24 protein-coding genes and 4 pseudogenes are annotated in these 25,482 nt (G+C 42.5%); 19 read left to right on the top strand and 9 right to left on the bottom strand.

Annotation, left to right across the window (positions count from 1 at the left end):
* Positions 1-44 precede the first annotated feature (44 nt).
* The 7 genes and pseudogenes from VA249_RS10440 (at position 45) to bcp (VA249_RS10470) (ending at position 8,047) form a co-directional block, all read left to right on the top strand.
* The gene (locus VA249_RS10440) at positions 45-587 is read left to right on the top strand and encodes a glycine cleavage system transcriptional repressor (RefSeq protein WP_221067945.1); all 543 of its coding nucleotides are present in this window, start codon (positions 45-47) and stop codon (positions 585-587) included.
* Between the two features lie 16 nt (positions 588-603).
* Positions 604-936: pseudogene (bcp, locus tag VA249_RS10445) on the top strand (thioredoxin-dependent thiol peroxidase); the annotation flags it as partial.
* A 91-nt stretch (positions 937-1,027) separates the two neighbouring features.
* A complete protein-coding gene (locus tag VA249_RS10450) occupies positions 1,028-2,431 on the top strand; it encodes a tyrosine-type recombinase/integrase (protein ID WP_176703594.1) in 1,404 nt (467 codons plus the stop codon).
* The gene (locus tag VA249_RS10455) at positions 2,431-4,752 is read left to right on the top strand and encodes a hypothetical protein (RefSeq protein ID WP_176703595.1); all 2,322 of its coding nucleotides are present in this window, start codon (positions 2,431-2,433) and stop codon (positions 4,750-4,752) included. The genes VA249_RS10450 and VA249_RS10455 overlap by 1 nt, the downstream gene beginning before the upstream one ends.
* A gap of 14 nt (positions 4,753-4,766) precedes the next feature.
* A complete protein-coding gene (locus VA249_RS10460; protein WP_176703596.1) occupies positions 4,767-6,962 on the top strand; it encodes a site-specific integrase in 2,196 nt (731 codons plus the stop codon).
* Positions 6,962-7,459, top strand: coding sequence for a bacterioferritin comigratory protein (locus VA249_RS10465; RefSeq protein WP_176703597.1), 498 nt, complete (start codon positions 6,962-6,964; stop codon positions 7,457-7,459). Before VA249_RS10460 ends, VA249_RS10465 begins: the two co-directional genes overlap by 1 nt.
* A gap of 114 nt (positions 7,460-7,573) precedes the next feature.
* Positions 7,574-8,047, top strand: a complete 474-nt coding sequence (gene bcp, locus VA249_RS10470; RefSeq protein ID WP_176703599.1) for a thioredoxin-dependent thiol peroxidase — start codon at positions 7,574-7,576, stop codon at positions 8,045-8,047.
* A gap of 43 nt (positions 8,048-8,090) precedes the next feature.
* On the opposite strand, the gene VA249_RS10475 is transcribed toward bcp (VA249_RS10470), so the two are convergent.
* The gene (locus VA249_RS10475) at positions 8,091-8,651 is read right to left on the bottom strand and encodes a hypothetical protein (protein WP_176703601.1); all 561 of its coding nucleotides are present in this window, start codon (positions 8,649-8,651) and stop codon (positions 8,091-8,093) included.
* An 83-nt stretch (positions 8,652-8,734) separates the two neighbouring features.
* On the opposite strand from VA249_RS10475, the gene VA249_RS10480 reads away from it, so the two are divergent.
* Positions 8,735-8,965 carry a helix-turn-helix domain-containing protein gene (locus tag VA249_RS10480; protein ID WP_176703603.1) on the top strand — a complete coding sequence of 77 codons (231 nt, stop codon included), beginning with the start codon at positions 8,735-8,737 and terminating at the stop codon, positions 8,963-8,965.
* 219 nt (positions 8,966-9,184) lie between these two features.
* On the opposite strand, the gene VA249_RS10485 is transcribed toward VA249_RS10480, so the two are convergent.
* The 4 genes and pseudogenes from VA249_RS10485 to VA249_RS10495 all read right to left on the bottom strand — a co-directional run bounded on the left by VA249_RS10485 (position 9,185) and on the right by VA249_RS10495 (position 10,897).
* Complete coding sequence (locus VA249_RS10485; RefSeq protein WP_176703605.1) at positions 9,185-9,580, bottom strand: hypothetical protein; 396 nt, start codon at positions 9,578-9,580, stop codon at positions 9,185-9,187.
* A gap of 376 nt (positions 9,581-9,956) precedes the next feature.
* A complete protein-coding gene (locus VA249_RS10490; protein WP_176703606.1) occupies positions 9,957-10,328 on the bottom strand; it encodes a hypothetical protein in 372 nt (123 codons plus the stop codon).
* Positions 10,329-10,453: 125 nt separating this feature from the next.
* Positions 10,454-10,636 (bottom strand): annotated as a pseudogene (locus tag VA249_RS24110) (hypothetical protein); the annotation flags it as partial.
* A 24-nt stretch (positions 10,637-10,660) separates the two neighbouring features.
* Entirely contained in the window at positions 10,661-10,897 is a 237-nt protein-coding gene (locus tag VA249_RS10495; protein WP_176703608.1) for a hypothetical protein, read from the bottom strand.
* A gap of 235 nt (positions 10,898-11,132) precedes the next feature.
* Between VA249_RS10495 and VA249_RS10500 the strand changes: the two are divergent.
* The 4 genes and pseudogenes from VA249_RS10500 to VA249_RS10515 form a co-directional block, all read left to right on the top strand.
* Positions 11,133-11,348, top strand: a pseudogene (locus VA249_RS10500) (transposase); the annotation flags it as partial.
* Positions 11,349-11,941: 593 nt separating this feature from the next.
* A complete protein-coding gene (gene ltrA, locus VA249_RS10505; protein WP_176703910.1) occupies positions 11,942-13,414 on the top strand; it encodes a group II intron reverse transcriptase/maturase in 1,473 nt (490 codons plus the stop codon).
* A 192-nt stretch (positions 13,415-13,606) separates the two neighbouring features.
* Entirely contained in the window at positions 13,607-14,233 is a 627-nt protein-coding gene (locus VA249_RS10510; protein WP_176703610.1) for a hypothetical protein, read from the top strand.
* A gap of 534 nt (positions 14,234-14,767) precedes the next feature.
* Positions 14,768-14,905 (top strand): annotated as a pseudogene (locus tag VA249_RS10515) (thioredoxin-dependent thiol peroxidase); the annotation flags it as partial.
* A gap of 66 nt (positions 14,906-14,971) precedes the next feature.
* On the opposite strand, the gene VA249_RS10520 reads toward VA249_RS10515, so the two are convergent.
* Positions 14,972-16,045 (bottom strand): AI-2E family transporter, encoded by a 1,074-nt coding sequence (locus VA249_RS10520; RefSeq protein ID WP_128810410.1) that lies wholly within the window; start codon positions 16,043-16,045, stop codon positions 14,972-14,974.
* The gene (locus VA249_RS10525) at positions 16,038-16,283 is read right to left on the bottom strand and encodes a sulfurtransferase TusA family protein (protein WP_211916542.1); all 246 of its coding nucleotides are present in this window, start codon (positions 16,281-16,283) and stop codon (positions 16,038-16,040) included. Before VA249_RS10525 ends, VA249_RS10520 begins: the two co-directional genes overlap by 8 nt.
* Positions 16,284-16,560: 277 nt before the next feature.
* Here VA249_RS10525 and bepA point away from each other — a divergent pair, with 277 nt between their 5' ends.
* The 4 genes from bepA to VA249_RS10545 are packed head-to-tail and all read left to right on the top strand — an operon-like array spanning position 16,561 to position 19,467.
* Complete coding sequence (gene bepA, locus VA249_RS10530) at positions 16,561-18,012, top strand: beta-barrel assembly-enhancing protease (RefSeq protein WP_221069936.1); 1,452 nt, start codon at positions 16,561-16,563, stop codon at positions 18,010-18,012.
* Positions 18,013-18,028: 16 nt separating this feature from the next.
* On the top strand, positions 18,029-18,379 hold the full coding sequence (gene arsC, locus VA249_RS10535) for an arsenate reductase (glutaredoxin) (protein WP_221067947.1): 351 nt from the start codon (positions 18,029-18,031) through the stop codon (positions 18,377-18,379).
* Positions 18,380-18,952: an NAD(P)H:quinone oxidoreductase gene (gene wrbA / locus VA249_RS10540; RefSeq protein ID WP_128810407.1), complete on the top strand. Its 573-nt coding sequence runs from the start codon at positions 18,380-18,382 to the stop codon at positions 18,950-18,952.
* Positions 18,953-19,011: 59 nt separating this feature from the next.
* Positions 19,012-19,467, top strand: coding sequence for a DUF2069 domain-containing protein (locus VA249_RS10545; protein WP_221067948.1), 456 nt, complete (start codon positions 19,012-19,014; stop codon positions 19,465-19,467).
* 292 nt (positions 19,468-19,759) lie between these two features.
* Here the strand turns inward: VA249_RS10545 and VA249_RS10550 are convergent, their stop codons facing one another.
* On the bottom strand, positions 19,760-21,127 hold the full coding sequence (locus VA249_RS10550) for a DUF2066 domain-containing protein (RefSeq protein ID WP_221067949.1): 1,368 nt from the start codon (positions 21,125-21,127) through the stop codon (positions 19,760-19,762).
* 235 nt (positions 21,128-21,362) lie between these two features.
* Here VA249_RS10550 and VA249_RS10555 point away from each other — a divergent pair, with 235 nt between their 5' ends.
* Entirely contained in the window at positions 21,363-22,616 is a 1,254-nt protein-coding gene (locus VA249_RS10555; RefSeq protein WP_128810404.1) for a uracil-xanthine permease family protein, read from the top strand.
* A gap of 129 nt (positions 22,617-22,745) precedes the next feature.
* On the opposite strand, the gene upp is transcribed toward VA249_RS10555, so the two are convergent.
* Complete coding sequence (gene upp, locus VA249_RS10560) at positions 22,746-23,372, bottom strand: uracil phosphoribosyltransferase (protein WP_005445324.1); 627 nt, start codon at positions 23,370-23,372, stop codon at positions 22,746-22,748.
* A gap of 178 nt (positions 23,373-23,550) precedes the next feature.
* On the opposite strand from upp, the gene purM reads away from it, so the two are divergent.
* Both purM and purN read left to right on the top strand, forming a co-directional pair.
* Positions 23,551-24,591, top strand: a complete 1,041-nt coding sequence (gene purM, locus VA249_RS10565; protein ID WP_211916159.1) for a phosphoribosylformylglycinamidine cyclo-ligase — start codon at positions 23,551-23,553, stop codon at positions 24,589-24,591.
* A gap of 164 nt (positions 24,592-24,755) precedes the next feature.
* Entirely contained in the window at positions 24,756-25,394 is a 639-nt protein-coding gene (gene purN, locus VA249_RS10570; RefSeq protein WP_221067950.1) for a phosphoribosylglycinamide formyltransferase, read from the top strand.
* The last annotated feature ends 88 nt before the right edge of the window (positions 25,395-25,482 follow it).

A 25,482-nucleotide genomic window follows, 5' to 3' on the forward strand; every position in this document is an offset into this window, starting at 1 on the left:
TGTGCTAATATCGGCCTATTGGAAAAAGGACAAGAAGCTCATTTATGAAGCAACATCTGGTACTTACAGCAGTTGGAACGGATCGTCCGGGCATTTGTAACCAAGTGGTTAAGCTCGTCACTCACGCAGGCTGCAATATTATAGATAGCCGTATCGCTATTTTTGGTAATGAATTTACCCTCATCATGCTACTCACTGGCAACGCAAGCAACATTACACGGGTAGAAACCCAGTTGCCTTTACTCGGCCAAGAACATGATTTCATCACAATGATGAAGCGAACTTCCTATCATGAACTTCTCGATAGCAGCTACACCGTTGAAGTATTCATAGAATCTGAAGATCGTATGGGATTAACTGAAAAATTTACTCAGTTTTTTGCCGATAAGCACATCGGAATCGACTCTCTGAGCGCACAAACAATCAGCAAATCAAAAGTACAACTCGATGCAGACCAATTTCACATTGCGATTACGACCTCCGTTAGTGCGGATTGCAATCTGATGCAACTTCAAGAGGATTTTGATGAACTTTGTCAGTCGCTCAACGTACAAGGTTCTCTCAATTTCATTAAAAACACATTATAAGTAAAGGAAAATAATAATGAATACGCTGACAGCAGGAACGCCAGCCCCAGCTTTCTCTTTGCTCGACCAAGATGGAAACACGGTATCACTTGGTGATTTCAAGGGTAAAAAAGTTCTGTTTTACTTTTACCCGAAGGCAATGACACCAGGGTGTACGACACAAGCCAAAGGCCTTCGTGACGTAAAAGCGGAGCTCGATGCTCACAATGTTGTGGTGTTAGGGGTCAGTATCGATCCAGTTAAACGCCTTGGTAAATTCATTGAACGCGACGAACTTAACTTCACGCTACTTTCAGATGAAGATCATGCTGTTGCAGAACAGTTTGGTGTTTGGGGTGAAAAGAAGTTCACCCTTAGAAATTTTTTATGACATAAAACCTTGGATTTTTTTTATGACAAAACTATCTTTGATATGTGGCTAACATATCGAGGGTTGTCTTGTGATAGGAACGCATGAAAAACAGAGTTTTGATATTTACGACGACTATTGGCTTCTTTCCATAGAGGTGGATACATTAGCGAAGCTACAAAACTATGCAAATATCGATATCGACACTGGAGAAGTGACGCATTCCCCTTACCTTTCTCCTTCCAACCTGAAATCACGCCTAAAGAAAACAGATATCATCATTGCCCCTGATGGGACTATTGTTTATCCACAATCTCTGTACCTCGTATCCAAATTGCGTGGGGAAGCTGCAGTCAAAGACACTGGCTCAATCGCGAAAGGCTTGTTAGCTTTTACTCGTTATCTAGACTCCACCCACTACTCACAAGTGGATGAAGATGGTTATGAAATACCGCCTGAATACCTAACCTATAAAACTCTGTCCAAGTATGAAGAAGAAGGTGTACCTTGGCGGTTTGCCGAGTTCTTACTTGCAAACTGCAAAAATATTGAAGGTTCTAATGGCGACGAGGCTTTAAGCCTATCTACCGCTAAGAGTTATATGAGTGCAGTGATTGGGTTCTATAAATGGATGCAAAAATACGGCTACATCCCAAATAATGATCAGAATGTTGTAACCCACTACACAACCAGGACAAGGCATTATGAGTTAAATCATCACGATATGTTGGCTCATACAAAGCCAGGCTCTGAACATTCTAATGAAACCTCCAACATTATGAGAATGTTTCCTAAAAAAGATACTACTCCCGCTTATAAAAAGCTTAAGCCGATGCACCCCGAGCACAAGGCTATATTTAATGAGCATGCAACTTCACTCCCAAAAGCGGCAAATTTAATCTTTCGCCTATGTCTCGAGGCAGGGCTTAGAATTGATGAAGCCACTCACTTCCCCTCCAGTGACATCGGGATAGCAGACTGCAGTGATTTAGATGTAGTACCGTTCAAAATTACTCGTACGAAAGGCAGTAAACCTCGTATCGTTGAAGTTCCAATTACACTGTACGAAGAGCTAGAGATATATAAAGAGAGTCATGCACGGCTTAAAAAGCTAAACAAACGTAATGACCTTATTCAATCAGGCAAAGAAACAGATACCATAGAATACCTATTTCTTTCAAATAAAGGGAAACCTTACTCGGTCAATACTTTAGAAACGGATTTTTCGAAGCTGCGAAGACGCATACGCGAAGTGGATCGTTCTTGGTATTACCGTATTCACGATTTACGCTCAACCTTTGCAACCCATTGGCTCTGGAATGAGTCAAAAGAACGTGATGTTGGCTATGACTACCTTATGGATGAGCTGAAGGAGTTAATGGGGCACTCAAGCACCTCAATAACAGAAAAGTACATTAAGTATATGAACAAGCTGGACGACCAAATCAACATGGCTAAAGCCAAAAACCTCAAAATCAACGGAGGTTGGTCGTAATGGCGAAAAGTAAAATCGCAAAACAGTCCAAAGCCGTCAAGCATGTGCGGAACAATCAAAATGTTGTTCCTTTGAATCTTGATATTCCTTATAAAGGTACTAGAGAAACTAGAGTAAAGCTGTTCGATGTTTCTCACCTATTGTATTTTGGGAGTAACAAAGAAAACAAAAAAATAGGCAACCGAACCGTATTTATCAGGTCTTTTTGCAAAAAAGCTCATCAATATGTCAGCAATGGCAAGTCAGCAACAAGCGTCACAGGATGCTACGAGAGTTTACGCGCCTACGTTGCTTTTTGTGATGCACTAAAAGTTGACCCATTCTCCGAAAGTGGCTATTTGAAGTATGCAGGCAACGATGGCGAGTTAAGACATCGTATCAAGATGTTTACCCCTTCAAAACGCCTGTGGGAATACAATCATGGTGATGAGTTAAGCAAGAAAGAGTCAAGCGCTTCAACTGTACTTTCAACCCTTCGCACAGCGCTTGAATGGTGCGGTTTGCCGGTTTCCGATTGGGCTAGGCATCATCGAGGGTTTGCAAGAGAAAATGAGCCATTTAAGGGGTACTCAGATGATGAAGAAACGCTTCTGGTCACTCGATTAGATACATTATTTTTCACTCTCGCGCCACAACTCATTGCTGCTAAAGAAAACAATACGCTTTTACCCGAAACTCTGCCGCTTATCATTAGTCTTGGCTTGCATGAGGAAACTCTCCATATCCCGACATCATTGGAAACGCGATTTGCAAGCAAAAATGGCACCGCTGTTAATGCTGGCGCGGCCTTCAACCTTACGATGGGTGCCGCATATCATTTAATGTGCTTTTTTACCTCACAGAACGACAGCAACATTCGAAACATTGCCCACCCAATTCATGTTCATACCGAAGATCGAGATAAGAGCCTGCAAGTAGTCAAGGTTTCAAGCTATAAGCCTCGATCAAGCAACGAAGTCGATGCCCTATTAGTGGGTGAGTCATTTGACGTTAATAAGCGTGATGGCGTAAAGTTTATAAAACTATTAGAACGATTATCCAAGCTCTACGGCAACAGTGAAGATGGCTCTGAACTGCTTTTCACTCTCAATAATAACTCAGAAGTCAGTAATGCCTTTAATTTGCGAGAACTAAATAAGGCTCTCGTCAACAAACTACACCTGTTATCTCCCCACCGGGCGGGTAATCTACCTTGGTTTAAAGAGTTGTTTTACACCTACCGAAATCAGCAATCCATCACGTTAAAAAAGGTTACGAATCATTTAGGTCGCACGGTTGTTCATAAAGAAGTGCAGGAAGTTTCCAAAACTAAGGCAGGACAAGGAGCAACCAACAGCGCCTACTGCATTTTATCTTGCTACACAGACTTACCGTATAAAGGGGTTTTACTTCCGCTCACCTATTCCGAGATTGATAGCGATGGCAATGTTACCGTTTCTTTTAAGTATAGAAGTGGCGAAACAGGATACTTCAAAGCCCCTGCTTGTGATTTAACGCTTATTAAAGATATAGAGCGGTATGCGAAAGAAAAAGCAAACAAACAGGCTAAGAAATACAAACGACTACTTTTAACAAGATCCTCCAATAATATTCCTTATGATTGGGAAGGTATTAGCCCTATTTCAGCCAACCTCATGAAACGTTGGTCTGTTGAACCCAACCATTACTACCTCTCTCTTCAATCAAGTCGCTGGCGAGAAATGAGCAGTAATCAAGCCTATGCGGAGGGAGGGGTTCAAGCCGTTCAAAGCTTGCTCCAAAACAAGCGAGACACAATAGAGAGAAGTTACATAAATGGGCTTCCATCACTTAATAAAGTCATTCTCTCTCAGGGTATCGAAGTTATCGAAAACCTCTTTGATAATGACTTAGAGAAAGCAAAAGATGCTGTTGCTAAAAGGCGCGGCATTCCGATGCTGACATACGAGGAAAGTGAGAAAAAGCGTAAAACCAACCCCAACGGAATAGTTTGTGATGGGAAGCAAGCTATGATTGACGGTAAGAATACACAGCGAGAAACGAACTATGCGCTAGACGCAGACTTACCTTGCGCCGAGTTTGATATGTGCCACAAGTGCCAATCTGCCAAAGCGTTAGATGAAGTTGACGCTATCTATAAACTCATTTCATACATCGATGTTTTGAAGGAAGGGCTTGATATGTTCCCTGACTCGAAAGGGGATGCACTAGAAAAAATCAAAGCGTTTGAGTGTACGCTAGATGAGGCAAGTAACGATGTATTCGATGAAGCCATGAAAAAATTCAATACCCAAGGTCGTCATCCAAGAGTATCCATCGACCATGCAATTCTATCTATGTAGTTACGGAGGCTCACATGATAAAAATCTCTGACCTAGAGCACCAAAACAAGCTTCTTAAAGCGCAACAAAACATTGGCGCTCATACTAATTACTTAATAGATGTGTTAAAGCCAGCGATTGAGCGCGGCGATTGGGATGAACTCGAAGCTCTTGATATAGGCTTTACGGTGACTGGTGAATCATTAGGTAAAATTGCCGATGATGAGGCATGGAGAAACTTGCAGTCTCACATTGAGCCGCAACCAAAGAAGTTCTACACACTAGAGTTTACTAACGATGGTAGAGTGGTTGAGCGCAACCTAAAAAATGAACTTAAAGTGCTCATACTTAAAATGATGTGGCTTTCACCTCATGACCATTCCTTTTGCACTCTTTATGAGGCGCTAAATGATCTAAAAAAAGTCATCAACCCGCTCTTAAATGAAGGGATTAATACGTTGTCTGCGCTTGACTTTGACCAACTCGAAACCTGGGTGCTAACAGACTTTACCGATATCGACTTTGAAAGAGAAAAAATTTACAACGGGTTAAATCGCCTTTATTTAGAAGCTAGGGGGTTGCCCTTTAAGGTTAACCTAAATAAAAAACTTACCGCCTCAGATTTTGGTTTAACTCTTAAAGAAGCTAAGCAATATACCGTCATTCCACAAAGGCTCTACTATATGGGGCTTCAAAAGTCAGAGGAGGTGATAAATGAAGCTTACGCTCTTCGTCATGAGCTAGAGCAACTGGCAGATTACATTACCACCTATTTTGAAAAAGCCTATGTAGGTTATGCTAAGTATCTGGTCAGTGGTGACGCTAGACAAAAAAACGGTGGTATTACATGGTATTTAGTCAAATCGGGAGAAAGAAATAAAAAGCGCACCACGGCTTTTCAACAAGCCTTCACTGCACTTCGCTCTCCAAATGAAGAAGAAGTACTGGCTCTCGCACAACTTCATAAGCCACAGATAAAAAGCGAATATATAGATAAATTCCACAGCGAACGACAGCTAACGATTGGGCAGTGGACAATCACCAATCGAACAGAGGCTCAATCACTTTTTAAAATGCTTAATGGTGGCTGCTTATGGGGATTAATGGCTCGTACAGGAATGAGAGGCGATGAAATGTATAGTCTGAACACGGTTCAGGGCTGCACGAAAGATATCATTGACCGCCAAAATATATACGTTATCCATGCAAACCTATCAAAGACAGTGAAAGGCTCTCAATCAATACAAGATGAGTTTGTCACCACTGAAATTGGTATGAAAGCTTATGAAGTCCTGCAAGCGCTGCATACGCCACTTAGAAAAAGGGACTCAAGCTCACAATCTTTCTTTCATAAAACAACAGAAGATTTCAGTAAAGTAGGCAAAGCATCAATAGGAAAATACTCTATGGCTTGGTTCAAAAATGCTTTGCGTGAAGAGCTTGCGCTAACCAATGAAGACCTAACTGACCTAAAAGTATCTGACCCCAATTTATCGTTTGAATTGGGTAGCAATTACGAGTTTACGCCACACCAACTTCGCCGCTCTTTTGCTTACTATTTAATTGGTTACGAGCTTTGTAACTTTCCACAACTCAAACAACAGTTCAGTCATGTATCTATGGCAATGACGCGGCATTACGCTAAAAATGCCAGTAAGTTTCAAAAAATCAGACAAAAGAAAAAGACACTTGCGAACGAAATTGATGAGGAACGAATCGACCAAAAAGCCCGTGTCTATTTGAGTATCTATGAAAAATTGGCAAACAAGGAAAAAATTGCAGGCGGTAAAGGCAAAGAGTTTGCTAAAAGCATAACCAAAACAAACCGTAACTTATTCACAGACAAAGTGGATAATGACATGCTTACTCTTAACTTCTGGAAAAAGCAAATTCGAAATAAAAAACGGCACCTTCATGCCGTAGCGCCTGGGATATATTGCACTTCAACCACATGTGGCTTAAGAACACTTATTAACCTAATTGAGTGCGTAGATTGCAAGAATGACTACATCGTGGATGCCGTATTTGCTGAAGCAAAGCGTAAAGAAGCTGAAATTCACATGCTTTACGATATTGAAAATAATGAACTCACTCCTCAAACTGCCTCTGAGTCTTATATTAAAGTTCAAGCGGCAGAACGTATTATGAGTGATTTAGGTATCGACTATGAGCCTGTCGTTTTTCCTAATGAAGTTAGGGACTTACTCATCCCATTTGGAGTTTTTTCATAATGTCACAGACAACAAAAAAGAAGCTAATTGACGCATTAGAAAGGCTGCTGAGCGGTGATGTAGCAAAGTTAACATCGAGAGAGCTGCGTAATAAAGCGCGAAAGGGCAAGCTTAAAATCAACAATAGCAATGTTGAAAAAGAAGCAGGCCTTTCCGTTGGCGCACTCAGAAGACACAACGACGTCATTCTGATGATAAAAAACAAATCATTAGAAGTACAGGTTGCTCAGGATGAAACAAGTGATTCCCCTATTGAAATACTTCTAAAAGAAATAAAGTCAATCAGAAGCGAGAAAATAAGAGAGAAGAATTTAAAAGAAGAGTATTACGGCGAAGCACAAAACCATCAGGATGCGTTAGCTGCTCAAGCAGCCACTCACGTAAAAGTCGTTCAAGAGCTTATGGATATGTTACATGAAAGTGAACGAGAGAAAGCGATGGATAAGGTGGTTAATGCCAGACCAGATAACATCGTCGAAGGTCATTTTAGAAAGTAACTAAACCTCGTTTGCCGTTACCACTAGACAACACTATCAAGCATAGATCAAACTAGACGTTAAGATAATAAGAAAACTCATTTCAGAGTAAATTAAAGAAAGTAAGGATAATCCATGGCTATCGAAGCAGGGCAAATCGCTCCAGATTTCACATTAAACGACCAAGACAGCAACCCAATTACGCTCTCCGAGTTAAGAGGAAAGAAAGTTCTGCTCTACTTTTACCCACGCGCTTCGACGCCTGGCTGTACTGTCCAAGCTCAGGGTCTTCGTGACACTAAAACTGAACTAGATGCTCATAACGTTGTTGTTCTGGGTCTCAGCCCTGACACACCCAAAAAACTTACTAATTTTATCAATAAACAAGAGCTCAACTTCACGCTGTTAGCCGATGAAAATCACACTGTATGTGAAAAGTACGGTGTTTGGCAGCTCAAAAAGTTCATGGGTCGAGAGAATATGGGCGTGGTTCGTACAAGCTTCCTTATCGATGAGTCTGGTAATCTCGAACATGTATTCAACAAGTTCAAAACCAAAGATCATCATGAAGTCGTTCTAAACTACTTAAATGGACAACAAAAATCGTAAACCGAATTAAAATCTAACACAGCCCAACTGGTAAGAGGTAAAGTCAAACAGTTGGGCTTTCTCGTTTCATTTCCGTTATAAGATTAATCGCTTGAGTTCTAACATTTAGCCGCGTAACTATTCCTGACAACTTGTCTTGAGCTGTTTGCAACAAAGGTGACAGTAAGACTCCCAACTCTTCACTTCGCTCGATCAGAAGTTGATACTCTTCAACTTCAGTTTCAATGGTAGAGCGCTCCCGTTCCAGGTTATTTTTCTCATACTGAAGCAACTCGATAACCGCTTCTTTCTCTGCCCCACCGCTTTTCTTTTTGCGATATCTTCTCTGTGTCAGATAGAAGTCGATCTCATAAAACAGAGGCGTTTTATGATAAATACGATTCCGCTGGTTCCCTAAGCCAATCACAACACCTGCATCTACTAGTTTTTTAACTTCTCGCGCAACAAACACCCTCAACGACAAAGGATCAGAATATTCAGCTGAGGTATTACGTAGTGAGTTACGAACGTCATTTACTGTAAAGCTTTGAAGCTCTTTAGGAGCAAGGGCCTCATAAACATCCCTATTGATGCGGTGTTTTTTAGTATTTGTCATTTTCATCATAAAAATCAGCACTTTTGAGGATTATAGTCCGTGGCTATATCTGCATCAAGATCAGATAGTCTTCCATTTGAAGCTGAACAAAAATGAAAGACTTAGCAAAGAAACTTGGTATCAATTTGGTAGCTATGAGAAAGCAAAAGCATATTTCTCAAGACAAGCTCGCATTGCTCGCAAATATTGATAGAAGTTATGTGGGGAGGATTGAGCGCGGTGAAGTGAATATCACTCTAGAGAAACTGTACCAAATAGCTGAAGCATTAGAGTGTGATGCTAGAGATCTCCTGCCAAGTATGCGAAAGAGCGATACACCATAGTCTTGTCGAACCTAACAAGGTTATGCCCCTTTACTCGTTAGAGTAAAAGCTCATTTCTGCCCCATTTCACGTTAGAGTTAAAGCTCATTTGCAATACATGAGTGATAATTTGCTATATTTTTTCTAATATCAATTTCTGGGCTGAACAACGAAGAAGATCTGCAACTGGCAAGCCTTCATTCGTGGTGTATAGAACGAGTGTCGAGTAAGTTGGGGCTATTAATCAGGTTTTTCACCTATGTCTGTCCGCTTATAAATGGCCTTATTATCTACTGTCTTATGTGATAACAGACCAATTTCCAGTGATTCTAACTCTTTCCTGAAACTACGCCCAAAAGCTCTAGGGCTCTCTACTTGAGCCCACGCTTCACCAAGGAGTTCCGTAAGAGAAAACTCCGTGCCTTCATCTAACATAAATGCATTATGCAATGCTGTGTTCATTAAGCGACTTTGATCCACCTTTTTTACCTCCTCATCTTTCGCGATTTGTGCTTTAACCTGATTTTGAAGAGACAAACTTAATGCCTCTTCAATAGATACTCCTTGCTTATTAGCGATCAGCGTAACATGAGATAAATCTTCATCAGTGAGCCTAATGAGTAGTTCTATAGCCATACAACCTCCTATAATATGAAAAATGGCCCTGCATATAGCATAGAAGCAACTTCTATACTCAATCTATACACTTCTATTTTTTCAACAGTACAATAGCTTTAAAAAGGTGTCAAATGGAGAATAGATTTGGCTTCTACTTATTTTCTATGTGCTTTTAAGTTATAAAAGTGACTTGTGTCGAGGTTGCAAAAAGGCATTGATGTCATACCTGACGAAGCTTTGAAAGACTTGTTAGCTCTGCCTTAGCTTACAATGCTGTAGAGGACGGTACGGTTCGTGACAATTTAGATCAGATCATGAAATGTAAAATTAGTTCAAAAAAAATCCCCAAGCTGTAGCTTAGGGATTTGTGTGTAAGAGACAGATTAACAGGATCTTAAAATTTTGAACCAAGCCCGCTTCTACTAAAATCTATAGCATCAGATACAGATTCATCCCAATATTCACTCGAATCATCATTGTAATAAGAAGTTTCTTCTTCGATATCTTCTTCATTAACAAATACATTATCATCGAGTGATTTTTTAAATGTATATGAAAAAATATTATTAGACATAGGCAAAATAGATATAAGCTCCCAACCTTTTATACCTATATAATCAAGTATGGTTTGCACCATTTGATCTTCATAATATTCTTCTTCGGTTATAGATGATATTCTTTCTGGTATTTTTTCTATAGAGATCATCGTGTCGAGCTCATCATCTAAATAGACTTCGAAATTAACGACTAAATATTCCCAAGACATAATTGTTCTCCAGGCACAATAAAAGCATTAGAATGTAATAATAATTACTGTTTTATTAAATTACTCATAATGACTATTTAAATAACTGATTATTTATTTCACATAAAATTACAGAAATCATTGCTTCATATAGTAATAATCCCGAACTCAAGTCCGAAGTGCGACACTTCCAAATTTAGCAGCCATGCATATTTTTTGAATATCACAGCTGGCTGTTTAAAGCCTAAACACTTCTTTGGTCTGTAATTTATTCTCGCCATAGCGAGGGATATCTCGTCATCACTAACTTCACGTAAATCAGAACCTTTCACAAATTTTTAATTGGTATTAGTCTATTTCGCCTGTCTGATGAATGCAGGAATGTCCAGGTAATTATCAGATTGCTCACTTACCTTACTGTGAGTATTCACTATGGTGTTTAGTTCATCGTAGCTAACACCAAAAAAACGAGATGCCTTCATTAATCCATTGATAAACTGTTTTTTTTCCTTGCGGCTACAATCGTCTGTTAAATTTTGGTAGTGTAAAAATTCACACTCTAAATAATTTATAAAATCTCTTTTACTCATATATAAATGACCTCAGTTAAACTTTGTTCGGATGTTCAACTTTACGTTGAGTACAAACTAATTAATTTAGCTTTTTATTTTACCTGTCATTTCTCTTTTAGAAAAATATTTTCGATGGAGTAATTGGATTTAACGTAAGGCTCGTTGCACGAATCTAACATAAGCTAAGTGGCTTTGTTGCTTAAATCGATGGAACTAAATCAAGAAGACTATCCCCATCAGTCGTCGTAGCCTCATGCCTAAACCTCGTTACAAAACAACTAACTGGAAGCAGTACAATAAAGCCTTAATCAACCATGGTTCTCTGACCTTTTGGATTGATGAGGAAGCGATCGCTGAGTGGAAGCAAAACAAACAAAGCAAGCGTGGTAGACCTCGTCGATTTAGCGACTTAGCCATTACTACCGCACTTATGGTGAAACGCATTTTTTCTATGCCATTGAGAGCACTGATCTAAATGATTTCTGTTCGTGCGACGTGAGGTTGCATGAAGCGTTGTTCACCGCCTAATGAGTGAACCAACTGTATCACCAGTTGACCCTAGGGCTCTGAATAAAGCAGCGAGCCTGACAATGTAACGAAGACGGGCCTGACAGTCTGTCGGGGACTAAATCGTGAGACAAGGTCCTTCCTGATAACCACAAATTGGGTGAGTGCTAGGGAGTTGGTATGATGAACACACGTGAATCCGTATAAGGTGCGTTATATTATGAGCAGCGGAAGTGGTTTATACGCTGTGGCCAAAAGGCATCGAGAGTAGGAAAGAGGTTGGACAGTACTCTTTCGTGATCAATATACTCTCCGCATCATAGCGGGCATCTAACCCAACATCACGCAACATGTGAAACACGGTAAGCCTGTATCACTCCCTATGGGAAAGCCGCAGTGGCCGATAGTGATGCAGGTAGAGGAGGTTGGAAAAAGCAAAGGCTGCATTGTAACGATGCAGATACAGACTTGTGTCTGGTCACGAAAGTGAGCCCACTTCCAACTGGTCTCTCGTTGCGAGAGAGTTTGAAGAACTTTATTAAGGAAGAAAAGCAAATGATGATTTCGAATGAGATTAGTGCATCTTCTGACAGTGCACAGTGGCAATCCATTAACTGGAAGGCCGTAGAGGCAAACGTCTTAAAGCTTCAAATGCGTATCGCAAAGGCAACTAGAGACGGTAAGCACGGCAAAGCAAAAGCATTGCAGTGGATACTGACTCACTCTCGCTCAGCAAAACTTCTTGCTGTTAAGCGAGTCTCTCAAAATAAAGGCAGTAAAACGCCTGGAATAGACGGCGTTGTCTGGAACACAGACACGCGTCGTATGAAAGCAGCAAATCAACTGAGTCGGAAAGCTTATCAAGCAAAACCACTCAAGCGTATCTACATCCCCAAAAAGAACGGTAAACTCAGGCCACTGGGTATTCCATGCATGATTGACAGAGCCCAACAAGCTCTTCATCTTCTAGCATTAGAACCTGTGTCCGAAACGCTTGCCGACCCTAATAGTTATGGTTTTAGACCAAATCGCAGCACGGCTGACGCTGTCAGTCAATGTTTCAAATGTTTGGCCCTAAAGCGATCTGCTAAATGGGTTCTTGAAGGAGACATCAAAGCTTGCTTCGATAAAATCGGGCATCAGTGGCTGATGGATAACATCGCCATCGATAAACGGATGTTGGAGCAATGGCTTAAGTCAGGCTTTGTAAACAAAGGGCTGTTTTACGACACCGACGAAGGCACGCCTCAAGGCGGGATTATATCCCCCACCTTGATGCTGATGACGTTATCGGGTCTCGAACAGCGCATTAAGTCTACTGCGCTTAAGAAAGGCGCAAGAGCTAACTTTATTGGATATGCCGACGATTTCGTCGTCACCTGCGCTTCAAAGGAAGTGTTGGAGAACGATATCAAACCATTGATTGCTGACTTTTTAGCGGTACGAGGCTTAACGTTATCCGAAGAGAAAACGCATATTACTCACATCAACGACGGTTTTGACTTTCTTGGGTTCAACCATAGGAAGTACAAAGGAAAACTGCTCATCAAACCGAGCAAGGCCAACACGTTGACGTTCCTAAGTAACTTGCGCGGACTCATCAAAAAGCACGTTACCCTACCGGTGAACGACCTTATCAAACTGATTAACCCAAAGCTTAGAGGGTGGTCGAACTATTATCGCCACTGCGTAGCTAAGCAGGTATTCAGATATGTCGGTCACGGACTATTTCAAGCGTTATGGCATTGGGCTAAAAGGCGACATCCAACAAAATCTAGATCTTGGATCGCCTTGAAATACTTCATCAACCGAAAAGGCCAATGGCAGTTTCACGGTTGGCAGAAGATAAAGGATATGGATTGCCAGTTTAATCTTTTCCAGATAGCTAAAGTGCCAATAGAAAGACATGTGAAAATCCGAAGCGCAGCGACTCCTTTTGACCCTCAATACCAAGAATACTTGGGAAAGAGAAAACACAAAAGGCTAGCTCGTAATTCTTGGATTGAACCTGCTCTCACTGCTTTATAAGTTGCTGGGTATCATTTGATGCCTTTGTAGAGGCTTGAGCCTAGTGCAGTGAAAGTTGCACGCTGGGTTCTCAGGGAGACGGCACTTGGTAACAAGTGTCGTCCACCCGACAACAATGAGCTATCATGACTAGCTCATTGTGTGTGATATAAGTTAATAATGGTTTGGGTATAGGCGATAATTAGGGTTAGTATGAGCAATAAAAAAAATTTAGATATACCAGTGTTTATCCATAAAACACCAACGCCACCAAAAAACCACAACATAGTTTATTCGAGTAAATGGGGAACATGCCCAAGAGCGAGAGCCTCAAGTGCACAGGAGAGAGCGAGGGTGGCAATAGAGGAATTTAACGCGAAAAATAGATATGCGTTATACAATCTTAAAAAATGCTGTTCTGATGGGCTTTTTAAAATTGGTAAGGGGTTGGATAGTGTAGACAATGTCAGAGCTGAAATGATTTCCTGCATCGATTTTGCGCTGTCTCAAGACAATTTCATGTTTTCTGATACAACTAAAGCTGAGTTTAAGGAGGCTATAGAAGCATCAAAGCTTAATTCCATCATCAAAGTTAATGGCTCGAAAGTTTCTGGAATTGACGAAGCTTTGCGCATTGCAATTTGTGCCGTTAATAAGGAATTAAAATGGTTGCCGTTTGAGGGCTACGAGGTAAAAATCACAACAATCAGGATTGATGATGATGATTTTAACAACACTTTTATTGGTTCCATGACTGGCGTAATTGAGGGTGGAAAGATAAATGGATATCAACTGCCGCGGGATTGTTTAATTACATTTTCAGACTTTGAGCTCACGTAATGTAGTAGCGCGGGGCATCAAATAGGTTTGTTTGCTATTAAATACGATGAAGTGAGAAATTCACTCTGTTGTAGAGTCTGCTTTAATTGAATTGAATACTAATACGTAACACTGATTTGCATCATCAATACTGAACTCTGAATATAATGACCTAGACTGTCCAGACTCTTCAAGACGCTTACCGCCTATTCTTTTTCCTTTGCAATACCAGTTGTTATTCATGGATCGTTAACATTCGATTTTCCGTAACGCACTTTTGTCCAAAAGTGAGCTGGGTGGCAATTGTATATGTGTGTGATCACCAAGCGATCCCATCGCATTGACTATCACTTCACCTTATAGCAACACCTTAGCTTTTATGACAAATTTGCACTTGGAAAATCATCAAAATCAGCCCGATTTACAAAAAATTATGACAACTGCTATGCTTGAGATTCAAAATGAGAAACTATTACCCTAAAATACTGTTAGAGATAGATTTTTCTGCAAATTGTCATAAATTTAGTCTTAAAGAATTTCCAAGGGTAAGAGGGCATGGGTAAAGTGTACGACGGACTTCACCGCATCAGTTTCCTGATCAACGAGGACGGCGTGATCGAACACGTATTCAACAAGTTCAAAACCAAAGATCACCACGAAGTCGTGATCAACTACCTGAATGAAAACGCGTAATTGCCACCACGTTAACATCAATAAGCCCAGCAATCGCTGGGCTTATTGATAAAATAACTGTGGCGCTTATTCTTGTTGTATAGGTGGGTGCTCTTCTGTACTTGGCAGCGCATTCCAGACCGCTTTCACCAATGTCGCTAATGGGATTGCAAAAAATACGCCCCAAAAGCCCCACAAACCACCAAATACCAACACAGCCACAATAATCGCTACAGGGTGGAGGTTTACTGCCTCAGAAAACAGTACTGGCACCAATACATTTCCATCTAGCGCCTGAATAATGCCGTATGCCACCAGCAACCAGTAGAACTGCGGTGAGAGCCCCCATTGGAACAAACCGACAATCGCAACTGGCACTGTCACAGCGGCTGCACCGATATAAGGAATCAACACAGATAAACCAACCGCTACCGCGAGCAATGCTGAATAACGTAAGTCCAGAATCGCAAACGTCACATAACTCACACTGCCCACGATCAAAATTTCTAACACTTTACCGCGAATGTAATTCGAGATTTGCTCATTCATCTCATGCCAAACTTTATTCGCTAGCTTACGGTTTTTTGGCATGATGCCACTTGCCATACTCAGCATCTCTTCTTTGTCTTTTAATAAGAAGAACACCAGCAAAGGAACAAGGATCAAATAAACTGCCAACGTCGCTAAACTGACGAGAGATGCGAGTGAACCCTTAACGACACTTTCCCCCAAACCGATAGCTTGGTTCTTTGCGTTCGTCACCACCGTTTCTACGATTTCGAGATTTGCCAGTTCAGGGTAACGCTGCGGCAGCTTAACAATAAACTTTTGCAGCCCATTGTACATATTGGGAATATCGTTAATTAAGTTACCGACCTGAGTCCAAATGGTTGGCACCAAGCCAAACACGGCGATCAACATCAAGCCAATAAAAATCAAAATAACGGTGACAACGGCAAGTGTTCGAGGTACCCCTAGGCGGCACATTTGTGTGACTGGCCACTCAAGTAAGTAGGCCAAAACAATCGCAACGAGCAAAGGCGCAATTAAATGCCCGAAAAAATAGATAGTGATGAAGCCGAAAAGCAGGATCGCTACTAGGCTCACGGCATGTGGGTCTGAAAAGCGTCGCTTATACCAACGAGTTACCATCTCAAGCATTGTTAGGGGCTTCCTTATTAATAACGGTCAAGGTGAAATATTCGCCTGTGAACTCACACTCTACGGTGAATTGCTGAGAACGCAAATACTTCACGATATCTTGCTTAGAACTATTGTCCACTACTTGAATAATCAACTGGGAGCACTGCTGAGTTTCTCCTTGAAACGCATCGGCAGCGTGACGTTTAGCAAGCAACAATGCCATTGGGCAGCGCTGCTCACGCAAATCAAGTAACATGGATTCCATTGTATTGCTCTGCACTTATGATAGGGTGGTATTGTAACGGCTTTTTGAGCTGGTGCTAGCATTTCTCATGTGATTTATACGTATACATAAATGACGTTAATATTCATAATTCAATGCGTTGCCTGCAATAATTTACGAAACCAATTCGTTTATTTTGGGTCTTACTGCTAGCATATTCATCCTATAGGATGACCACAAAGTATGAGGGATGAGAAAATATGAACATGACTCACCTCATATTCGGTATTTTGGAGAATCTTTACACCGTATGTTGAAACGCACTCGATCGCTAGTTTGTATTTGCCTGGCAGCCGCACTCAGTACACCGACGACCTACGCGAACAGCCTAGATCTTCCAGATATTGGTACCGCAGCCGGAGGCACTTTAACGATAGACCAAGAGCTTATCTTTGGTGATGCTTACATGCGTATGCTAAGAGCCAGTAGCCCTATCGTCAACGATCCGGTTATTAACGCATACATTGACTCCTTAGGTCATCGCCTGGTCGCCAATGCCAATGATGTAAAAACGCCATTCCACTTCTTTATGATTCGCGATCGCAATATCAACGCGTTTGCATTTTTCGGTGGTTATGTCGCCTTGCACTCAGGCCTGTTTTTACATGCCCGAACAGAGAGTGAACTTGCATCGGTTGTGGCGCACGAAATCGCCCACGTCACTCAACGTCACCTTGCACGAAGCATGGAAGAACAAGCACGTCGTTCTCCTGCAACCATGGCGGCGCTTGCTGCAGGGTTACTGCTTTCCATTGCCTCACCACAAGCCGGCATGGCAGCCATCACGGCGGCAACGGCAGGCAACATGCAAAGCCAAATCAACTACACACGTTCGAACGAAAAAGAAGCCGACCGCTTTGGCATCGCGACACTCGCAAAGGCGGGGTTTGAAGTTCAAGCCATGCCTCGTTTTTTTGGCCGCTTAGCTGACCAATATCGCTACGCGAGTAAGCCACCACCAATGCTGTTAACGCACCCACTACCAGAAGATCGTATCACTGATAGTCGAGCACGAGCTCAAGCCTATCCTCCAATGCGTATCATGCCATCGATAGATTATCATCTAACCAGAGCTCGTATTGTCGCACGTTATGCCAATATCGACGGACAAGCGGCAATGAGTTGGTTTGATAGGACACAGAAAAAAGCGTCCCCAGATATCGCGGCCTCTTTCGATTATGGACGGGCATTGGTGCATCTCGACAATAAACGCCTGAGTGAAGCGGAACCATTGTTAACCAAATTACTACAACAAGATCCAGGGAATCCATTTTACCTTGATGCGATGAGTGATTTGTATATCGAGAAGAAAGAGCCACAAAAAGCCGTCGATATGCTAACCAAAGCGTTAAAACGTAATCCGCAGAATACGGTGCTCACCATCAACTATGCGAATGCACTGCTAGAAGCAAACAAATTCGAAGACGCCGTACGCCTATTACAACGATACACACACGATTACCCTGAGGACATCAATGGTTGGCACTTACTGGCAAAAGGCAATCATGATCTAGGAATTAATGATGAAGAGCTTGCTGCACGAGCTGAAATTTTAGCTCTGCAAGCAAACTGGAATAAAGCCATTCAACTTTATACCGAAGCAAGTAAAATTGCGGATTTAGGCAGTTTACAACAGGCACGATACGATGCTCGTATTGACCAATTAATGATCCAAAGAGATCGATTCATGGCATTACAATAACGAAATGGAGAAAACCATGTCAGTCGTGATTTATCACAACCCACGTTGCTCAAAAAGCCGTCAAACACTCGAATTATTAGAGCAAAACGGTGTGACACCAGAAGTGGTTAAATACCTTGATACACCGCTTAATGTTGAACAACTGAAAGCGCTTTATGCTCAGCTTGGTTTCGCTTCAGTACGCGAAATGATGCGTACCAAAGAAGACATTTACAAAGAGCTTGCGCTTGGTGAAACATCTGTTTCTGATGAGCAACTTTTCGAAGCAATGGCACAAAACCCAAAACTATTTGAACGTCCAGTTGTCGTTGCAAACGGCAAAGCAAAAATTGGTCGTCCGCCAGAGCAAGTTTTGGAAATTCTATAGATGGATTGCCAGATCCTCATTTTGTACTTCAGCCGCCACGGCTCGACAAAACAGCTGGCAAGACAGATCGCAAGGGGAGTTGAATCGACTCCCCATTGTGAAGCGATTTTACGAACAGTTGAAGATTTGTCACCTAACTCACATCCCCTTTCTGATCCAATTGTTACTCTACAAGAGCTGAAGCAATGTGACGGACTCGCCTTTGGCAGCCCTGTGTGGTTTGGCAATATGGCGGCCCCACTTAAGCACTTTTGGGATCAAACGACGCCTTTATGGGTGAGTGGTGAGCTTATCGATAAACCGGCTTGTGTCTTTACGTCTTCATCATCAATGCATGGTGGTCAGGAAAGCACACAACAAAGTATGATGCTCCCGCTTTTGCATCATGGCATGATGATATTGGGAATACCTTACTCAGAGCCAGAACTGCACACCACACAATCAGGTGGCACGCCCTATGGCGCAAGTAGCGTGGGACAAGAATCGACGCTTACGCCAGAAGAGGTTCGTCTCGCTCAGCAATTAGGAAAACGACTGGCAACTGCAGCGCAAAAGCTCAAAGGAAGTCAGTAATACCCGCCAGGGCTCTTAGGGGTTCTCGCAACGGTATAAGCTCAAGGATAAGTAAATCGATGTCTGACACTATTGACCAACCACCGCTTAGCACACAAACCCAAACCTACCGCTATATGGCGTTATTCGGCAATTGGGCATTATTGGCTTGGGTTGCAATATGGCAACTTGCCCTCTCTCCTCACCCACATCTCAACAGCACTACGTTAGCTGTCGCATGGTGTATTCCCCTGCTATTACCGCTGCCAGGTATCCTAGCAGGCAAGCCTTACACACATGCTTGGGCTAACTTTGTCCTGATGCTCTATTTTTTGCATGCGCTGACCATCTTGTATGTTGATGATGGCGAACGTTGGCTCGCTGCGGTTGAATTGTTACTCACGACGTTGGGTTTTGTAGGTAATATTTTGTTCGCTCGCGCTCGAGGTAAAGAACTGGGTCTGAAACTCAAACGCTTATCTCAAGTGGAAAAAGAAGAAAAAGCCAAGTTCAAAAACAAAGACTTAAACAAATAACGATTCAGGCAAACTGCCAATTAAGATAAATAGCAATTCACCAAATAGCAATTAGCCAAATACACTTTTGTCATATTCGCACTAGCATTAAGAATAAGATACTCATCTTAATGCTAGTGCGTTAGTAAACAATCGCGCGTTAGCAAACTATCGTTCATTAGAAAACGATCGTGCATTAGAAAACAAACGTGCATTAGAAATGCAGTCGTGTATTTACAAGATGAAACGATACAAAAAGAGTCGCATCACGCGACTCTTTTATTGTGTCTCAATGAGATCGGCTAATTATCCCTCAACCTAAGTTATCTTCAAGCTCCAGTTCTGATGCTTGCTGTGGGACTGGTTTCAGGTCTGGTTGAGGTAAAGAACGAGCAAGGGCTCGCCATTCGTAAATGAGATCATACGTTTCTTTCACTGGCTCAGTCACTGCTGGTTGTAACGTCACGGCTTCTACAGGCTCTTGTGCAACTTTGTTTACCGAGTTTTCCAGAACCGATGGTTCTGTCACATCAGAGGCTGCGAGTTCAGTGGTTGCTACGTCAGAGGCAGTAGCATCAGATGTTGATGCTTCAGTTGCAGCGCCATCGACAGATACCACTTCTTCTGGCAATGTATCTTCTGCTTTAGGCTGAGAAACAGGCTCATGAGCAACGTTATCTTCTTCACCTAATGGGTCATCAAACACCATCAGTTGCGAAATCGCAGAGGCTTCTTGCTCAAATGCTTGCTGCGATGCCAACAGATGCACTTTCAGCGTCACCTCATTACCTTGTACGCGTTTGATTTCCGTCGATGCGACAGAATTCAGTTGCGTCAGCGCATTCTCCAAATTGAAGAAATCTCTCGCTGATGACACATTCAATATTTTCACATCAATCGATTCTGAAGACTCGCTAGACACAATAACTGCACTTTTCGTCGCATAGTAATCAGCAATACCGTTCATCATTGCGGTCATCGCGTTCGCTCCTGATGCAGAGCCGCTACGAGGAGACATTTGTGACTCAACAATCTTAGATGGAGACTGATCATACAACGACCAACGAATACTATCACCTTGCACTCGAATAACGAGAACGGCATCGACAGGATAGCGTTGACTCGCTTGACTAATAGGATCAATAAAGCCGCCCCACAAGTCAGAAATACTCACGCCCGTCACATCATCAATATCACCCACTGGCATTGTAATCGGTAAGCCACGGTTTTCTGCTGCAGAGCGTAACGCTGCAACAGTTGGAGATTCAGTATGCTCCCAAGTAATGGTGCGGTCATACCCATGCTCTTCCACTAACCAAACCAAAATATTCGCCCGGTTAGCAGACCAAAATGGTAACTGTGCTTGGGTCAGCAGTGAGCGAATTTGATCGCTATTAAATAGCATCTTCAAGCTATTTTGACCGTCTACTTGACCATAACTGAGTTGAGAAATATAACGTGAACTTGTTCCAACGGCTTTCTCAATCACTGGGTTACTAAGGGAGGACTGGCTGCCGGTTGCACGCACAATCACATCTTTCATACCCTGTTGACGAGCCAAAGACTCCCCATCTTTTTGCTCACCGTCGATCGCTACTTCTGCGCGATAGATATCTACCTGAGTCAGTGCATAAACAGGAAGAGACAACCAACCTACCAATAAGAGAGCTAAATAGCGCATAGTTTTATTAATCCTCTAAACAAGAACCCGCATGATAAGCAACTATCAAACGGCGAGCAAGAACCGTGCTGAGTAAATTGTTTATATTCCGTCCAATTTAATGAACGCTAATGCAACAAAACATTCGCTCACCTTATAATTCAATGCAAAAGTTTGATCTAGGCTACATTGCAATCGATTGCTGAATGCTAATATTCGCCGGATTTGTCTGCGTATCTTTGAATAGGGAATAATTATGAAAAACGCGTTACAAGGCGCTCAGATGCTCTTTGTCGCTTTCGGTGCTCTCGTGCTTGTGCCACTGCTTACTGGCCTCGATCCTAACGTGGCGCTATTCGGTGCTGGTGTTGGTACTCTCCTTTTCCAACTTATCACTAAACGTTCTGTTCCAATCTTCCTTGCTTCTTCTTTTGCTTTTATTGCTCCTATCATGTTCGGTATCCAAACTTGGGGTATCGGTGCAACCATGGGCGGTCTAATGGCGGCAGGTTTAGTGTATGTTGCACTTGGAGCAATGATTAAAGTTCGTGGTGTTGGCTTTATCCACAAAATTTTGCCTCCAGTGGTTGTTGGCCCGGTGATCATGGTGATCGGTCTAGGTCTTGCACCAACCGCAGTAAACATGGCCATTGGTAAATCAGGCGATGGCGCTGTACAACTGGTCAACGGGGATGCCGCATTCGTCATCTCAGCGGTCTCTTTGCTTACAACTATCGCATTAAGCGTCTTTGCTAAAGGCTACTTAAAGTTAGTGCCTATTGTAGGTGGTATTGTGGCGGGTTACTCCGTGTCACTGATGTATGGAGTGGTAGATTTTACCCCTGTTGCTCAAGCTGCATGGCTTGCAATGCCGAACTTTACTGCGCCGGAGTTCAACATCAATGCGATTCTATTTATGATTCCTGTTGCAATTGCCCCTGCGGTAGAGCACGTCGGTGACATGCTGGCTATCTCTAACGTAACGGGCAAAAACTACCTTAAGAAGCCAGGTCTTCATCGCACTATCGCGGGTGACGGGATCGCGACAATTGCAGCATCTATGGTCGGCGCGCCACCTAACACCACTTACAGCGAAGTAACCGGTGCGGTAATGCTGACCAAAGCGTTTAACCCAGTGATCATGACTTGGGCTGCAATTACGGCAATCGTGCTTGCTCTTGTTGGTAAACTAGGCGCGATGCTACAAACGATTCCTGTGCCTGTAATGGGCGGCATCATGATTTTACTATTTGGTTCTATCGCTACCGTCGGCCTCAACACATTGATCAAAAACAACGTGGATCTTCACAAATCTCGCAACCTTGTGATTGTCGCAGTGACGCTTGTATTTGGTATCGGTGGTATGGCTTTTGGTATTGGCGAATTCAGCCTTCAAGGCATCAGCCTATGTGGTATCGTAGCGATTATTCTTAACCTTGTGCTTCCAAACGACTTAGGTGAAAACCACGTCGTTGATAACGCACAAATGGAAGAAGAAAAAGCGAAGTAATCCGCTGCGCGGTCATTCCATTGGCCGTGTTTGCTGTTCGATAAGAATATCAATCATAGAGAATAAAAAAGGCTTGGTGAAAACCAAGCCTTTGTTTTATCTATTCAATCGTAACAAAATATCAGAGAATTACTTAGTACCGAAGATCTTGTCACCAGCGTCGCCTAGACCAGGGACGATGTAACCTTTGTCATTTAGCTTCTCATCGATTGCTGCTGTGTATAGCTCAACGTCTGGGTGGGCTTTTTCTAGTGCTTCGATGCCCTCAGGAGCCGCAACAAGAACAAGAACTTTGATTGCCTGACAGCCTTTCTCTTTTAGAAGGTCGATCGTTGCGATCATAGAGCCACCCGTAGCAAGCATTGGGTCAACAACAAGAGCAATACGCTCATCGATGTTAGAAGCAAGCTTGTTGAAGTAAGGTACTGGCTCAAGTGTTTCTTCGTCACGGTAAATACCAACAACGCTGATACGCGCACTTGGCATATGCTCAAGAACACCATCCATCATGCCTAGACCTGCACGCAGGATTGGCACTACAGTCACTTTCTTACCTTTGATTTGGTCTACTTCTACAGGACCATTCCAACCCTCAATGGTTACTTTTTCTGTTTCAAAGTCTGCTGTCGCTTCATAAGTTAGAAGACTACCGACTTCGGTTGCTAACTCACGAAAACGCTTCGTGCTGATATCACCTTCTCGCATTAGACCAATTTTGTGTTTTACTAGAGGGTGTTTAACTTCAACGACTTTCATTTCCATCTCCGGCTTTTGTGACAATATTTAAACAAACTTTCAGATTATACATGATTTTTTAAGGGAGATCAGGATGGCGAGCTAAAGAAAAAAACTTACGCAAACGTTTGCTATCTATATTTAAGCACTGTTAGAATAGCGCCGTTTTCATATCCAACTTAATACCGAGGACTTCCCTGTGAGTGGTAATAACTCTTCTCTTAGCTACAAAGATGCTGGTGTAGATATTGATGCAGGCAATGCGCTTGTGGATCGTATTAAGGGTGCGGTTAAACGTACTCGTCGCCCTGAAGTGATGGGTGGTATTGGTGGTTTTGGTGCCCTTTGTGAATTACCAACGAAATACAAACAACCTGTACTGGTTTCGGGCACTGATGGCGTAGGAACAAAACTTCGCTTAGCCTTGGATATGAACAAGCACGACACCATTGGTATTGACCTTGTGGCAATGTGTGTTAACGACCTTATCGTGCAAGGTGCAGAGCCTCTCTTCTTCCTAGATTACTATGCGACTGGCAAACTAGACGTTGATACTGCGGCAGACGTGGTTTCTGGTATTGCTGATGGCTGTGTTCAAGCAGGTTGTGCACTTATCGGTGGTGAAACGGCGGAAATGCCAGGTATGTACGAAGGTGAAGATTACGACGTTGCAGGTTTCTGTGTTGGCGTAGTAGAGAAAGAAGACGTCATCGACGGTACGAAAGTAGCAGCAGGCGATGCACTAATCGCAGTTGGCTCAAGCGGTCCACACTCTAACGGTTACTCTCTAATCCGCAAGATCCTTGAAGTTTCTGGCGCAGATAAGAACGAAGAGCTAGCAGGTCGCACTATCGGTGAACACCTACTAGAACCGACTAAAATTTACATCAAATCAGCACTTAAGATGATTGAGAAGCACGACATCCACGCGATTTCTCACATCACGGGTGGTGGTTTCTGGGAAAACATCCCACGCGTACTGCCTGATGGCACCAAAGCCGTTATCGATGGTAGCAGCTGGGAATGGCCGATCATTTTCCAATGGCTACAAGAAAAAGGCAACGTGACCACACATGAAATGTACCGTACTTTCAACTGTGGTGTTGGCCTAATCGTCGCTCTACCAAAAGACCAAGCAGACGAAGCCGTAGCCCTACTTAAAGAAGAAGGCGAAAACGCATGGGTGATTGGTGAAATCGCTCAAGCTGAAGCAAATGAAGAGCAAGTTGAAATCCGATAACTTGTGAGTTGCGCTACATAAAGACATGAATGAGGACACTATGTCCTCATTCTGCTATCTGGAACATCGAAAACCATTCTAATAGTAGGTAATTTAATCTCTACACATCTCCAGTCTGCAAGACTAATACCAATCACAACATCAAATAAGGCAGTCACAACATCATGAAAAACATCGTGGTCCTCATTTCTGGTAATGGCAGCAACCTACAAGCAATACTTGAATCCTGTGAAGCCAACATGCCAAATGCACAAGTCGCAGCTGTGTTCTCCAATAAAGCAGAAGCTTATGGTTTAGAGCGTGCAAAGCTTTTTGATGTGAACGGTCACTTTATCAATCCTAACGCATTCGAATCTCGCGAAAAATTTGATGCTGAGTTGATGAAACAAATCGATGAATACCAACCTGATGTGATTGTCCTCGCCGGCTATATGCGCATTCTTAGCAGTGCGTTTGTTCAACACTATTTAGGTAAGATGATCAATATTCACCCATCCCTTCTGCCAAAGTATCCAGGCCTAAACACTCATCAGCGCGCTATTGATGCCGGTGACAAAGAGCACGGCACTAGCGTTCATTTTGTTACAGAAGAGCTCGATGGCGGTCCAGTAATATTGCAAGCCAAAGTGCCTGTATTTGAAGATGATAATGCTGATGCTCTTACCGCTCGTGTACAAACGCAAGAGCATACCATTTACCCTATGGTCACAAAATGGTTAGTAGATGAAAGACTAACAATGAGAGATGGCAAAGCGTACCTCGATGGTTTTGAGCTTGGTGAACACGGCTACGCCACCGAGTAACGCTCAATTCCAAACGACAAACACAAAAGGCAACCATCACAGGCTGCCTTTTGTTATTTTAAATCTTATAAGCTTGGTTCAATAAAGC

Source organism: Vibrio alfacsensis (genome assembly GCF_019670485.1).
Taxonomy (GTDB): Bacteria; Pseudomonadota; Gammaproteobacteria; order Enterobacterales; family Vibrionaceae; genus Vibrio; species Vibrio alfacsensis.